The organism is Saccharothrix variisporea (genome assembly GCF_003634995.1).
Lineage (GTDB): Bacteria > Actinomycetota > Actinomycetes > Mycobacteriales > Pseudonocardiaceae > Actinosynnema > Actinosynnema variisporeum.
Window position 1 is genome coordinate 1,144,243 of sequence record NZ_RBXR01000001.1, and the last position, 14,516, is coordinate 1,158,758.

At 71.0% G+C, this 14,516-nt stretch carries 8 protein-coding genes; 6 read left to right on the forward strand and 2 right to left on the reverse strand.

The annotated features are described in order from the left end of the window. Positions 1–307: 307 nt before the first annotated feature. A complete protein-coding gene (locus tag DFJ66_RS05130; protein ID WP_121218429.1) occupies positions 308–3,067 on the reverse strand; it encodes a beta-L-arabinofuranosidase domain-containing protein in 2,760 nt (919 codons plus the stop codon). Between the two features lie 160 nt (positions 3,068–3,227). Next, entirely contained in the window at positions 3,228–6,056 is a 2,829-nt protein-coding gene (locus tag DFJ66_RS05135; RefSeq protein WP_211350979.1) for a glycoside hydrolase family 3 protein, read from the reverse strand. 229 nt (positions 6,057–6,285) lie between these two features. On the opposite strand from DFJ66_RS05135, the gene DFJ66_RS05140 reads away from it, so the two are divergent. The 6 genes from DFJ66_RS05140 (at position 6,286) to DFJ66_RS05165 (ending at position 14,501) form a co-directional block, all read left to right on the forward strand. Then, a complete protein-coding gene (locus DFJ66_RS05140; protein ID WP_121218433.1) occupies positions 6,286–7,965 on the forward strand; it encodes a type 2 periplasmic-binding domain-containing protein in 1,680 nt (559 codons plus the stop codon). Further along, entirely contained in the window at positions 7,962–8,897 is a 936-nt protein-coding gene (locus DFJ66_RS05145; RefSeq protein ID WP_246029581.1) for an ABC transporter permease, read from the forward strand. Before DFJ66_RS05140 ends, DFJ66_RS05145 begins: the two co-directional genes overlap by 4 nt. After that, entirely contained in the window at positions 8,894–9,871 is a 978-nt protein-coding gene (locus DFJ66_RS05150) for a carbohydrate ABC transporter permease (protein WP_121218435.1), read from the forward strand. Before DFJ66_RS05145 ends, DFJ66_RS05150 begins: the two co-directional genes overlap by 4 nt. A 48-nt stretch (positions 9,872–9,919) precedes the next feature. Beyond that, positions 9,920–10,957, forward strand: coding sequence for a LacI family DNA-binding transcriptional regulator (locus tag DFJ66_RS05155; RefSeq protein WP_121218437.1), 1,038 nt, complete (start codon positions 9,920–9,922; stop codon positions 10,955–10,957). Between the two features lie 80 nt (positions 10,958–11,037). Continuing rightward, positions 11,038–13,017: a beta-galactosidase gene (locus DFJ66_RS05160; RefSeq protein ID WP_121218439.1), complete on the forward strand. Its 1,980-nt coding sequence runs from the start codon at positions 11,038–11,040 to the stop codon at positions 13,015–13,017. Next, complete coding sequence (locus DFJ66_RS05165) at positions 13,017–14,501, forward strand: glycoside hydrolase family 43 protein (protein WP_121218441.1); 1,485 nt, start codon at positions 13,017–13,019, stop codon at positions 14,499–14,501. The genes DFJ66_RS05160 and DFJ66_RS05165 overlap by 1 nt, the downstream gene beginning before the upstream one ends. Positions 14,502–14,516: the final 15 nt, after the last annotated feature.

The window sequence follows — 14,516 nt, forward strand, 5'->3', positions numbered from 1 at the left end:
ACGCCCGAAGGGCGAAATGCGTTTCGCCTGCTGCCAAGCCCACGGGAAGGGCCTCGGTTTCGTTCCCCCGTCCGGCCTGGGCGCAGCCCAACCACGCTTGGCCCGTTTGAGCAACCAGCTTTTCCGGTTGCTCAAACGGGCCAAGTGTGGTTGCCTCCGGCAGGCCGGACGGGGGAACGAAACCGACGCCCTTCCACCCCCCGGGGGCCTGCCCAGCGGCGAGCGCCCGCTTTTGATCTTGAGAGCGCGCCAGCGCGTCCAGCTTGAGAGCGCGAAGCGCGTCCAGAAGAAGCGAAGCGCCAAAGAGCTAGACGAAACGCCACAACTGGTCGGAAGAACCGTTGTCCTCCCAAAGAACGACCTGAGCACCCCGAGCAGTAGAAGAAAGAGCGAGCACCCGCCCCCCATTCCCACACTGCACCCGGAAGTACCCCCCAGACCCAGAACCAGACCCAGACCCAGACCCAGCCCCGTACCGCAACCGCCACCGGTGATCGGTCGTCCCGTTGTCGGCCCACTGCAGCACCCGAGCCCCGTTGGCGTTGGCGGCGTTCTCCACCCCCAGCACCTTCCCGCTGTTCGAGTTCCGCAACCGGAACCACCCATCCGGATCCAGCACAGCGGTCCACAGGTGGTCAGCCGTACCGTTGTCGTCCCACTGCACGACCAACCCACCATCCGCAGTGGACATGTCCTGCACGCCCAACACCAGACCACTGGCCAGGTTCTGCACCCGCCGCGCACCGACCGGCACGAACCGCCACCGGTTGTCCGCCGTCCCGTTGTCCTGGTCCTGCACCGCCTGCGCACCCGCCGCGGTCGAGCCGTTCAGGATGCCGAGCAGCTTGCCGCTGTTGCCGTTGCGGATCTTGTGGGTGCCGTCCCCGCCGTCGACGATGGTCCACTTGTGGTCGGCGGTGCCGGTGTCGCTCCACTGGAGCACCCGCGCGTTGTCGGCCGTGGACATGTTCTCCACGCCCAGCACCTTGCCGCTGTTGACATTCCGCAACCGCACCGCACCACCATCGGACGGCAGCAGCTCCCAGTTGTGGTCGGCGGTCCCGGTGTCGCCCCACTGCAGAGCCAACCCGCCATCCGCGGTGGACATGTTCTGCACGCCCAGCACCAAACCACTACCCACGTTGAACAAGCGGTAACCCGAACCGCCACCGGAGGAGGAACCACCAACACTCCAGTACACGGTGTAGTTGTACCCGTGGGCGTCGTAGAACGGCCCGAGGTTCACCGTCGCCCCATCAGCACGCGCAGTGAACGCCAACCCCGAACTACGCGTGATCGACGTGGTGTCCAGCACGGGCAGCCTGCTCAGCGCGGTGTTCCCGTAGTTGCCCGCCAACACGACCGGCCCGTACGTCACCGCGGCCACCGCCGGGTTGTCGTTGGCGGCCCGCAACACCACCCGCATCGGCAGCCGAACGGTCACCACGTCACCCGAAGTCCACGACCGGGTCAACTCGGCATAAGAACCGGGCGAAGCCGCAACCCCCTGGTCCACGCCGTTCACGCTGATCGAAGCCCCATTGGTCCACGCCGGGATACGCAGCCGCATGGTCCACGTCCCGCTCACGTTCCCGGTCACCGTCAACGTCGTCGTGTCCGACACCGGGTAGGAAGTCGCCTGCGTGACGGTGATCCCCCGCTGCGCCCACGTCAGCACGGAAGGCGTGTACAGGTTCACCGTCAACGTGGTGCCGTTGTGGAAGTAGATCGAGTTGGCCAACGACGTGTTGACCTCCAGCCCGGTCCCCTGGCAGCACCAGAAGGTGCCGTAGTCGGTGCTCCAGTTGCCGCCGCCCCACGCGGGACCGGTGTTGCCGCGCCGGTGACCCGGGTTGAGGCCGGTGAAGTAGCAGATGTGGCCGTGCGGGTCGGCCGGGTTCTGAGCACCGATCAGGTGGTTGAGCAACGCCCGCTCGTAGAAGTCGAAGTAGGCGGCGTTGTTCGGGTCGAGCAGCCACAGTTCGCGGGTCAGCTTGAGCATGTTGTAGGTGTTGCACGCCTCGCACGTGTCGGTGTTCAGGTACGCGGCGATGGCGTTGGGGGCGCGGAAGTGCTCGGCCTGGCTGTTGCCGCCGATCACGTACGTGTGCGCGGACACCGTGATGTTCCAGGCGTTCACCGCGATGTCGCGGTACCGGGTCGTGCCGGTGGCCTTGTACTCCCGCGCCGCGCCGATCCACTTCGGCACCTGGGTGTTGGCGTGCAGCCCGCTGAGCCGGTCCTGGTTGGCCGCCAGCGGGTCGAACACGGCGGCGTGGTCGAACCGCTGGGCCGTCGCCAGCCACCGGGCGTCGCCGGTCTGCTGGTACAGGTCGGTGAGCACGGCGTTCATGCCGCCGAACTCGGTGCCCAGCACGCCCTGCATCTGGCTGTAGGACAGCCGGGACGTGCGCCAGTCCACCCAGCCGGCGAACCGCAGCAGCACGTCCCGCGCCTGCGTGTTGCCGATGTGCCGCCACACGTCCAGCAGGCCCGCCAACGTCTTGTGCAGCGAGTAGTACGACACCGACTTGGGCGAGCCCGCCTCCATCGCGTCGAAGTCGGACTCCGGGAAACCGGACAGGTACCCGGTGTTGAACCCGGCCGCCGCGTTGTTGGCCTGGCACTTGGCCAGTTCGGCGACCATGTAGTTGGCCCGGTCCCGGCAGGCGGTGTCCCCCAGCACCGCCCACGCCTGCGCCCACGCGCTCAGGAAGTGCCCCTGGCTGTGGGTGCGGAACGGGAAGTTCGGCGCTTCCCACCCGCCCAGCGCCGCCGCGCCGCCCGTGGACAGCCGGTGGTTGGCGCGGAAGTTGTAGAGCAGCCGGTCGACGTCCACGAACTTCAGGTACGACAGCGTCCGGCTCTGGTTCTCCATCCACCGGCCGGTGCTCAGCCGCACCTCGCTCAGGTCGAACGGGTGGGCCGACACACCGATGTCGCTCCGGACCGGCGGCACGGTCGCCGCGGCGGCGGACCCGGCGGGCACCAGGCCCGGCACGGTTGTCGCGACCGCCGCGACACCGACTGCTTGCAGGACTGTGCGGCGGTTCAGCGATGACGACATGCGGCGCTCCAATGCGTCGGGTCCTGCCAGCAAGGTAGCCACCGCCCGCGCCGACCGTCAACGGCCGAATGTTCGCGCTCACCTACTCGAATTGGCTGCTCAGCTGGCGAATCAAGACACCAACAACCAGATTCGTGTGAACGCGAACATTCGGCGCCCTTCACCCTGCGGTGAAGCGGAAGGCCGTCAACCGGAAGTCGCCGTGCAGGGTCAGCCACAGGTCGTGGACCCCGGACACCGCCTCCGCCAGGTCCGCGGCGACCGTCGTCCACTGGTAGAGGTTGCCCGTGGTCGGCACGTCGAGGACCGCCAGCGAGCGGTCGGCCAGCCGGAACTCCAGCCGGGCCTCTCCCCCGCCGTCCCGGGCCACTTCCGCCTCCACCCGCACGGCCCCGGTCAGGTCGACCGCCCGGAACAGCAGGGTCGCCGGGTGCGGGGGCGCGGTCGGCGCGACGGCGTCGCCGGCCTCCCGGGTGGCGTCCACCAACGTCACGTTGGCGTAGTCGTCGAAGTCGACCGCCGACGTGCGGTGGTCGACCACCCGCCGCGGGGCCGGCTCCGGGCCGGTCACGGTGAGGCCCGCCGTCAGCCGGACGTCCTCCGCCGACCGGGCCGCGACGATCTCGTACGCGCCGGGGTCGACCGCGAACGCCCCGGTGGCCACGTCCCAGTGCGCCAGGCGCTCGACCGGCAGGTCGAACTCCAGCGCCCGGCCCTCGCCCGGGGCCAGGACCAGCTTGCGGAAGTCGACCAGGCGCAGCCGCGGGGCCTCGTAGCGCGGGTTCAGCGCGCGGACGTAGAGCTGCACGACCTCGCTGCCCGACCGCGTCCCGGTGTTGGTCACCGTCACCGACACCTCGACCCGACCGTCCGCGCCCACCTCCGCAGTGGACAGTCGCAGGTCGTCGTAGGCGAAGTCCGTGTAGGACAGGCCGTGGCCGAAGGGGTAGAGCGGCGCGGCGCGGTGGTACTGGTAGGTCCAGCCCGCCTTGACGATGTCGTAGTCCAGCGGGTCGGGCAGGGTGTCGTCGGCTCGGTACCAGGTCTGCGGCAGGCGGCCGGACGGGTCGGCGTCGCCGTGCAGGACGGCGGCCAGCGCGCGGCCTGACTCCTGCCCGCCGTGGGACGTCCACACCACGGCGGGCAGGTGGTCCTGGGCCCAGTCCACCGCGTACGGGTAGCTGCTCATCACGACCAGGGCCGTCTCGGGCCGCTCCTCGGCCACCGCGCGCAGCAGGGCTTCCTGCGTCTCCGGCAGGGTGATCCCGGTGCGGTCCTCGGTCTCGCGGCCGTTGATCAGCGGGTGGTTGCCCAGCACGACGACCGCTACGTCGGCGGCGGCCGCAGCGGCACGGGCCTCCCCGATGCCGTCGCGCAGCAGCTCGCGGTGCCAGCGCTCGGCGGCCTCGGGCGTCTCGGCGGTGGTCTCCACCCGGCCGTCCTCGCCCAGCACCGCGTACCGGCCGGTCAGGACGCTGCGCAGCAGCACGGTGTCGCCGTCGACGGCGTGGTCGGGCTCCAGCCGGAAGGTCTGGTAGACGAACCAGGTCTTGATGACGTCCTTGTCCAACGCCACCACGTCGTGCTCCGCGCCCAGGTACCGGCCGGTCTCCGCGCAGCGCAGCGTCAGCACGCCCTCGCCCCACTCGACCACGTCGAACGACGTGCCGCCCAGCGTCTCGCCGGTGCTGCGCGAGCGCAGTGCGATGCGGTCCGAGCCCTCCACGCACACCACCTCGCCGCCCCGCTCGCGCAGGCCGGCCGCCACGGTGACCTGGTAGGGCATGGTGCCGCTGTACCAGTCCTCGAACAGCGCGTCCGACAGCGGGCCGATCACGGCCACGCGCGGGGTGCGGAACCCGTCCAGCGGCAGGAGGCCGTCGTTCTTGAGCAGCACCACCGACTCGGCGGCGGCGCGGGCGGCCAGCGCCCGGTGCTCGGGGTGGTCGATCACCTCGGGGCCGATGCCCGCGTACGGGTCCAGGTCCGGGTCGAACTCGCCCAGCCGGAAGCGGATCGACAGCTGCCGACGCACCGCGCGGTCCACGTCGGCCTGCTCGATCAGGCCGCGCTCCAGCGCCTCGCGCAGCCGGCCGATCGGGGTGCCGCTGTCCTCGCCGTGGTCGGTGAAGCTGTCGATGCCGGCCTTGAGCGCGGCGGCGTGCGACTCGGCGTGGTCGTCGAAGTAGTGCTCGGGGTCCACCAGGTTGGACGGGGCCTCGGCGTCGCTGACCACGAACAGCTCGTGCCCGGTGCCCTCGGCCCAGCGCCGCAGCTCGGTCGACAGCAGCGGGCTGACGTGGCACGGGCGGCCGTTGACGAGGTTGTAGGCGGCCATCGCGCCGGTCGCCGCGCCGGAGGCCACCACCGGGCGGAACGCGGCCAGGTCGTACTCGTGCAGCACGCGCGGCCGGACGCCGGAGGAGGTGACGCAGCGGTCGTCCTCGTTGTTGTAGGCCAGGAAGTGCTTGAGCACCGGGGCCGCGCGCAGGAACCGCGGGTCGTCGCCCTGCAGACCGCGGCAGAACGCCTCGCCCAGGCGCGCGGTGTGCAGCGGGTCCTCCGAGTAGCCCTCCTCGTTGCGGCCCCAGCGGGGGTCGCGCAGCAGGTTGAGCACCGGGGCCCAGGCCTGGAGGCTGTTGACGCCGGTCCCGATGGCGGGCGGGCGGTGGTAGTGGAAGGCCCGCAGCTCGACCGAGGTGACCTCGGCGACCCGGCGCACCAGCTCCTCGTCCCAGGTCGCGCCGAGCCCGACGGCCTGCGGGAACACCGTGGCCTCGCCGAGCCACGCCACGCCGTGCAGGGCCTCGCTCCCGGTGCGGAACGCGGCCACGCCCAAGCGCGGGACGGCGGGCGCGTACTGGTGCAGCATCGCCAGCCGCTCGTCGGGGGTCAGCCGCGCGAGCAGGTCGTCGACGCGCTTGTCCAGCGGCAGGTCGGGATCGCGGAAGGGGAGCCGCTCGGGAGCGGACACGGACGAGGCACTCACGTGGCAAAGACCCCTCGAGTCGAGTTCAGTGAAGCGCTTCGACGATGACATGGGCACCCAGGTGTGTCAATTGGCCATGCGTGTCAACAGGTTTTCGCAACTCACCCCTTGCCGTGGCGTGGGTCACGCCCTAGTCTCGCCCCATCGTTCAAGCGCTTCGACACGGCTTCACCGCTTCGACACACACTTCAACGAAGACACCTCACTTCAACGGAGAAGGGCGCCCCGCATGGGTATCGAGTTGAACCGCAGGAGGTTCCTGGGCATCACCGCCTCGGTCGCGGGCATCGCGGCGGCGGAGGGCCTGCTGTCCGCGTGCGGCGGTGGCGGCGGCAAGCAGGCGGTCGGCGCGAACGGCGAGGCCCTGAAGGCGGCACTGCCCAGCTACGTGCCGAGCACGACCCTCACCCCGGACATCCCGTCCGTGGCCGGCGGCGCGGACGTGCTGACCGACCCGGGGTTCCTGAAGTACCCGGCCAACCGGGTGGCGACCGTGTCGGGCATCCCGGGCCGGGGCGGCAGGTACTCGGCGGTGACCCCGCTGTGGGGCACCATCCCGCCCGCGGACAACCAGTTCTACCAGGCCATGAACAAGGCCCTCGGCGTCACGCTGGACATGAAGCCCGCCGACGGCAACAACTACAACACCATCGTGCCGACCATGACCGCGGCGAAGAAGCTGCCGGACTGGATCCAGCTCCCGTCGTGGTGGGGGTCGAGCTTCAACCTCGGCGGGCTGGCCGGGACGCAACTGGCGGACCTGACCCCGTACCTGGCGGGCGACAAGGTCAAGAAGTACCCCAACCTCGCGGCCCTGCCCACCGGCGCCTGGCGGGCGGGCGCCTGGGGCGACAAGATCTACGGCATCCCGTCGTTCTCCACGGGCTTCTCCATCGCCGGGGCGACGTTCTACCGCCGCGACATCCTGGAGGCCAAGGGCATCACGGCCGACCAGGTCAAGTCCGTCGAAGACCTGATGAACCTCGGCAAGGAGCTGACCGACCCGAAGGCCGGCGTGTGGGCCTTCGACGACGTCTACCGCTACCTCTACACCCACTTCGGCGCGCCGCTGAAGTGGCGGGTCGACAACGGCAAGCTCGTCCACGTCTTCGAGACCGAGGAGTGGCTCGAGGCGGTGGACTGGCACTACCGGCTCGCCAAGTCCGGTTACATGCACCCCGACGCGCTGGCCGGCGACAACGCCAACGCCGGCACCCGGTTCTACAGCGGGAAGACGCTCATCGGCGGCGGCGGCCTGGGCACGTGGAACCTGGCCGACCACCAGTCGGGCGTCGCCGCCAACCCGAACTACCGGCGGGGCGCGTTCGACATCTTCGCCGCGGACGGCAAGAGCAAGCCCGTCGTCTACATGGGCGAGTCCGCGCGGATGCTCAGCTACCTGAACATCAACCTCAAGCCCGAGCAGATCGAGGAACTGCTGGCCGTCGCCAACTACCTGGCCGCGCCCTACGGGTCGGTGGAGTACACGCTGGTCAACTTCGGTGTCGAAGGCGTGCACCACACGATGGAGAACGGCGTCCCGAAGGCCACCGAGGCGGGCCAGAAGGAGGTCCAGGCGACGACCTACCCGTTCCTGGCCGCACCGCCCAGCATCATCCAGAACCTCGGCGCGGACCAGATCACCAAGGACTACACGGCCTGGCAGGCGGCCAACGCGAAGGCGCTGACCAAGCCGCCGTTCTGGAGCATGAACATCGCCATGCCGCAGGCGCAGGCCACCGCCGACGCCGCGCAGCAGGTCGAGGACACCCTCAAGGACTGCTACCACGGCAAGAAGACCGTCGACGACGTGAAGGCCGCGGTGGCCAGTTGGAAGTCCGGTGGCGGTGATCGCCTCAAGCAGTGGATGACCGAGAACGTGCTCGACAAGTTCGGCACCGGCCAGTGACCGCGCCACGCACGCAGCGGTCCGGGCCCGGGTGGCGGGTCAGGCTGCGCCGGGACCGGTCGCTGCTGCTGATGACGTTGCCGGCGGTGCTGCTGCTGGTCGTGTTCAACTACGTGCCGCTGTTCGGGCTGGTGACCGCGTTCCAGGAGTACGACCCGCTGATCGGTGTCTGGGACAGCCAGTGGGCGGGGCTCTACCAGTTCGAGCGGCTGTTCGGCGACCCGCTGTTCTGGGGCGCGCTGACCAACACCCTCTACCTCAGCCTCGTCCAGCTCGTGCTGTTCTTCCCGATCCCGATCGCGTTGGCGCTGCTGCTGAACTCGGTGCTCAACCAGCGGTTCAAGAACTTCGTGCAGTCCGTGGTCTACCTGCCGCACTTCTTCTCGTGGGTGCTGGCCATCACGATCTTCCAGCAGATGCTGGGCGGCGCGGGCGCGCTCAACCAGTTCCTGCGCAGCCACGACCTGGCCACCTGGGACGTGATGACCGACCCGGACACCTTCGCGCTGCTGGTCACCTCCCAGGTGATCTGGAAGGAGGCCGGCTGGGGGATCATCGTGTTCCTCGCCGCGCTGGCCGCCATCAACACCGACCTCTACGAGGCGGCGGCGGCCGACGGGGCGGGGCGGTGGCGGCGGCTGTGGCACATCACCCTGCCCGGCCTGCGCGGGGTGATCGTGCTGATGCTGGTGCTGCGCCTGGGCAACGCGCTGACGGTCGGCTTCGAACAGCTGCTGATCCAACGCGACGCGGTCGGCCACGACACGGCCGACGTCCTGGACACCTTCTCGTTCTACTACGGCATCGCCACCGGCGATTACAGCTACGGCGCGGCGGCGGGGCTGTTCAAGAGCGTCATCTCGCTGCTGATGATCTGGGGCGCCAACAAGCTGGCACACGCCTTCGGCGAGGACGGGTTGTACCGCAAATGACCCAAACACTCACACCCAGCACCACCGTGGACACCGAACCGGACGCGGTGCGCACGCCACCACGTCGCCCCGGGCGCGGCGGGCGAGCGCCCTGGGAGGAGCCACCCACCGTCGCGGGCCAAGCCGGCAAGGGCCTGACCCTGGGCGGGGTCCTGGCCGTCATGCTAGTCCCGCTGTGGATCATCGTGGTGACCAGCCTGTCCACCCAGGGGGCGGTCAACCGAGCCGGCGGCCTGGTCATCTGGCCCGACGGCCTGACCTTCGAGGCGTACCGGGTCATGCTGGAGGACGCCACCGTGCGCTCGGCGCTGCTGGTCAGCCTGGGCATCACCGCGGTCGGCACCTTGCTGTCGATGGTGGTGTCGGTCCTGTGCGCCTACGGCCTGTCCCGGGCGCGGTCGCTGGGGCACCGCTTCCTGCTGGCCCTGCTGGTGATCACCATGTTCGTCAACGGTGGTCTCATCCCGACGTTCCTCGTGGTCACGGGCCTGGGCGGCTACGGGGAGTGGTGGGCGCTGATCCTGCCGGGCGCGGTGTCGGTGTTCAACATCCTCATCCTGCGGTCGTTCTACTCGTCCACGTCCCTGGACCTGATCGAGGCCGCGCGCATCGACGGGGCGGGCGACTGGCGCATCCTGTGGTCGGTCGTGCTGCCCACCTCCCGGGCGGTCACCGCCGTGATGGCGCTGTTCTACGGCGTGGGCTACTGGAACAACTTCTTCAGCGTCATGCTGTACATGCCGACCGACAGCGAGAAGTGGCCTTTGCAATACGTCCTGTACACCTACGTCAACCGGGGCAACGGGTTGCCCGGGTCGGTCAACTCGGGGTTCGGCACCCAGTTCGCCCAGACCGCGCCCCTGTCGTTGCAGATGGCGGTGGTCGTGCTGACCCTCATCCCGCTGCTGATCGTCTACCCGTTCGTCCAAAAGCACTTCCGCACCGGCGTGCTCACCGGCGCGATCAAGGGTTGACCGGGCAGACTCCACGCCGAGGACGTCGAAGGAGCAGGAGCATCACGCATGGTGACACTCGCCGATGTGGCCAGGCACGCGGGCGTGTCCGCGAGCACGGTCAGCTACGTGCTCAGCGGCAAGCGCACGATCTCCGAGGAGACCCGGCGCCGCGTCGAGCAGGCCGTGGCCGACCTGGGCTACCACCCCAACGCCCGAGCGCGGGCGCTGGCCGCACGGCGGTCGCACATCATCGCGCTGGTGGTGCCGCTGCGCTCGGACGTCTACGTGCCGATCATGATGCAGATCGCCATCTCGGTCACCATCGCCGCTCGTCAGCACGGGTACGACGTGCTGCTGATCACCAACGACGAGGGGCCGGAGGGCGTGCGCCGGGTCGCGTTGAGCGGCCTGGCGGACGGCGTGATCCTCATGGACGTCGAGTTGGACGACAAGCGCATCCCGGTGCTGCGCGAACTGGGCACCCAGGCCGCGCTGATCGGGCTGCCCGACGACCGGCAGGGCTTGTCGGCCGTCGACCACGACTTCGCCGCCGCCGGCGCGATGTGCGCGGACCACCTGGCCGACCTGGGCCACCGCGAGGTCGCGTTCATCGGCTACGGGCCGGGGGTCTACCAGCGGCACGCCGGGTACGCCGAGCGGACCCTGGCGGGCTTCCAGCGGCGCGCGGAGGAGCGGGGGCTGCGGTTCGTGCACCGGCCGTGCGAGGGGAACTACGAGAGCACCGCCGGGACCCTGGCCCGCATCCTGTCCGACCGGCCCGGGACCACCGGGTTCGTGGTGCAGAACGAAGGCGCCATCGGGCCGCTGCTCAGCCTGCTGCGGCTGAGCGGGCGGACCGTCCCCGAGGACGCCTCGGTGATCGCGCTGTGCCCCGAGACGCTCGCCGAGCAGTACGCCCCCAGCCTCACCGCCGTGACCGGCCCGGCCCAGGAGCTGGGTCGGGTCGCCGTCGAGCACGTCATGAAGCGCATCACCGCCGCCGGCCGGGGCCAGCGGCCCGACGACGAACTCGTCCTGCTCAGCCCCGTGCTGACCGTCCGCGAGAGCACCGGCCCCGCCCCCAAGCGGGACCCCGAGACCTGATCCTTCCCCGCGGCGCGCGAGGCCCCACCCGGTGTGGGGTCTGCTCCGCCGTGCCCTGAACACCGCCAGGAGCAACCGCAATGCACCTTCCCGGCGCCACAAACCTGACCGATCGGCTCGGCGGCCTCGCGTTCGGCGGCGACTACAACCCCGAGCAGTGGGACGAGGACGTCTGGGCCGAGGACGACGAGTTGATGCGCGAGGCCCGGGTCAACCTCGCCACGGTCGGCGTCTTCTCCTGGGCGCTGCTGGAACCCGAGGAGGGCCGCTACGACTTCGACTGGCTCGACGCCCACCTCGACCGCCTGCACGCCAACGGGGTCGCCGTCGACCTGGCCACCCCGACCGCCTCGCCGCCACCCTGGTTCACCCCCGCCCACCCCGACGCCCTCCCGGTCGGCCCGGACGGCACCCGGCTCAGCCACGGCAGCCGCGACACCTACTGCCTGGCCGCCCCCGCCTACCGCGCCGCCGCCCGCGGGATCGCCGACGCCCTGGCCCGCCGCTACGGCGACCACCCGGCGGTGGCGCTGTGGCACGTCCACAACGAGTACGCCACCCTCTGCTACTGCGACCACACGGCCGCCGCGTTCCGGGACTGGCTGCGCGCCCGCCACGGCTCGCTGGACGCGCTGAACGACGCCTGGGGCACCGCGTTCTGGAGCCAGCACTACACCGACTGGGACCACGTCCTCCCGCCGCGCGCGACCCAGTGGCACCACAACCCCGGCCAGTCGCTGGACTTCCGCCGGTTCTGCTCCGACCTGGCGCTGTCGGCCTACCGGGAGCAGCGCGACGCGATCCGCGCCCACAGCGACCGCCCGGTCACCACCAACCTCATGGTGCCCGGCTACCAGAACCTCGACCTGTGGGCGTTCGGCCGCGAGGTGGACGTCGTGGCCATCGACCACTACCCCAGCGCGCCCGGCCTGGACGCGGCGGCGGACACGGCGTTCGGTGCGGACCGGGCGCGGTCGTTCGGCGGTGGCCGGCCGTGGCTGCTCATGGAGCAGGGGGCGAACACCGTGTACGCGGGCGATCGGACGCTCGCGAAGGAACCGGGCGATATTTTGCGCCACAGCCTGTCGCACATCGCCCGGGGGTCCGAGGGCGCGCTGTTCTTCCAGTGGCGCCAGTCCAAGGCGGGCGCGGAGACGTGGCACTCGGCGATGGTCCCGCACGCCGGGCCGGACAGCCGGATCTTCCGGGAGGTCGCGGAGGTCGGCGCGGTCGTGGAGCGGCTGGGCGAGGTGGCCGGGTCCACCGTCACCGCCGAGGTGGCCGTGCTGCACGACTCGGACGCCTGGTGGGCCTTGACCGTCGACGGCCTGCCGTCGTCCGAGCTGAACTACCACACCGCGCTGAGCAGGGCGCACCGCGCGCTGTGGGACGCCGGCGTCGTCACCGACTTCGCGCACCCCGAGCACGACCTCGCCCGCTACCGGCTCGTGGTGGCGCCCGCGCTGTTCCTGCTGTCCCACACCGCCGCCGAGAACCTGCGCCGGTACGTCGAGGGCGGCGGAACCCTGCTGGTGCAGCACTTCGCGGGCGCGGTGGACGAGCGCCCGCACGCCCGGCTCGGCGGCTACCCGGCGCCCGCGCTGCGTGACGCCCTCGGCGTCCGGGTCGAGGAGCTGCGCCCGCTGCGGCGCGACGAGCGGATCACCCTGTCCGACGGCACCAGCGCCACGACGTGGAGCGAAGTCGTGCGGCTGGAGGGGGCCGAGGCGGTGGCCACCTACACGCACGGCATGCTCGCCGGCTCTCCCGCGCTCACCCGGCACGACCACGGCACGGGCCACGGCTGGTACCTGTCCACCGTCCTGGCCCCCGACGACCACACCGCGCTGATCCGCCGCCTGCTCACCGAGGTGGGCATCAGCGCGCAGTGGCCCGAAGGCGTCGAGGCGGTCACGCGCGGCCGGTGGCTGTTCCTGATCAACCACAGCACCGCCACCGTGCCCCTCCCCCGCCCCACGCACGACCTGGTCACCGACCGGCTCATCGCGGACCTCCCGCCCGGCGGCTGCGCCGTGCTCCGCACCGACGAGGAGAGCTGATGTCCGCCTTCACCAACCCGGTGCTCCCCGGCCTCCACCCCGACCCGAGCGTGTGCCGGGTCGGCGAGGACTACTACCTCGCCTGCTCCAGCTTCGAGTACTTCCCCGGCGTCCCGCTCTTCCACAGCCGCGACCTCGTGCACTGGACCCAGATCGGCAACGCCCTCGACCGCCCGGAACAGCTGCGCCTCCCGCTGGACAGCCCGTCCTCGGCCGGTGTCTACGCCCCGACCCTGCGCCACCACGACGGCCGCTTCTGGCTGATCACCACCAACGTCAGCGGCCAGGGCAACCTCCTGGTCACCGCCACCGACCCGGCCGGCCCCTGGTCGGACCCGATCCCGCTGCCCGACCTGCCCGGCATCGACCCCGACCTGGCCTGGGACGACGACGGCACCTGCTGGTGCACGATCGCGGGCGTCGCCCAGGTCCCCATCGACCCGCACACCGGGCAGCTGCTGGGCACCGTCGAACGGATCTGGTCCGGCGGAGAGGGCGCGAAGGCCCCGGAAGCACCGCACCTGCACCACATCGGCGACTACTGGTACCTGCTGATCGCCGAAGGTGGCACCGAACGCGGCCACGCCATCTCGATCGCCCGCGCGAGCACGCCGCGCGGCCCGTTCGAGCCGTGCCCGCACAACCCGATCCTCACCCACCGCGGCACCGACCACCCCGTGCAGAACACCGGCCACGGCGACCTGGTGCAGGGTCCGGACGGCTCGTGGTGGATGGTGCTGCTGGGCGTCCGGCCCGGCGGCGGCACCCCCGGCTGGCACGTGCTGGGCCGCGAGACGTTCCTCGCCCCGGTCACCTGGGTCGACGGCTGGCCGGTGGTCGGCGAGCCGGCGCTGGAGTCGAGCGTGCCGTGGCCGCTGGAGCCCGGACCCGTCCCGCCCGTGCGCGACGACTTCGACCACCCGACGCTCCAGCCGTCGTGGATCTCGCTGCGCGACCGCCGCGAGGAGCACTGCACGACCACCGAACGTCCCGGCTGGCTGTCCCTGACCGCGCGCGGGGCGTCCCTGGACGACCTCGACGTCGTGTTCGTCGGCCGCCGCCAGCAGCACCTGTCCTGCCGCGCCCGGACGCTCGTGGACCCGAGCGGGGGCACCGGCGGCCTGGCGGTGCGGCTGGACGAGGAGCACCACTACGAGATCGAGGTGGACGGCGGCGCGGTGCGGGTGATCGCGCGCGTCGGCCCGCTCAAGACCGTGGTGGCGTCCCGCTCGGTGCCCGCCCGGCCGGTGGTGCTGGGCGTGGACGTGTGCGCCCGCAAGACCCTCGCCGACGCGCGCACCGGCCCGGACACCGTCAACTTCGGCATCGAGGAACCCGACGGCACCTTCACCGCCCTGGCCACCCTGGAGGGCCGCTACCTGTCCACCGAGGTGGCGGGCGGCTTCACGGGCCGGGTCATCGGGGTCTACGCCGCCGAGGGCACCGCCCGCTTCGACTGGTTCGACTACACGCCGCTCGACTGACGGCCCCGCTCCGAC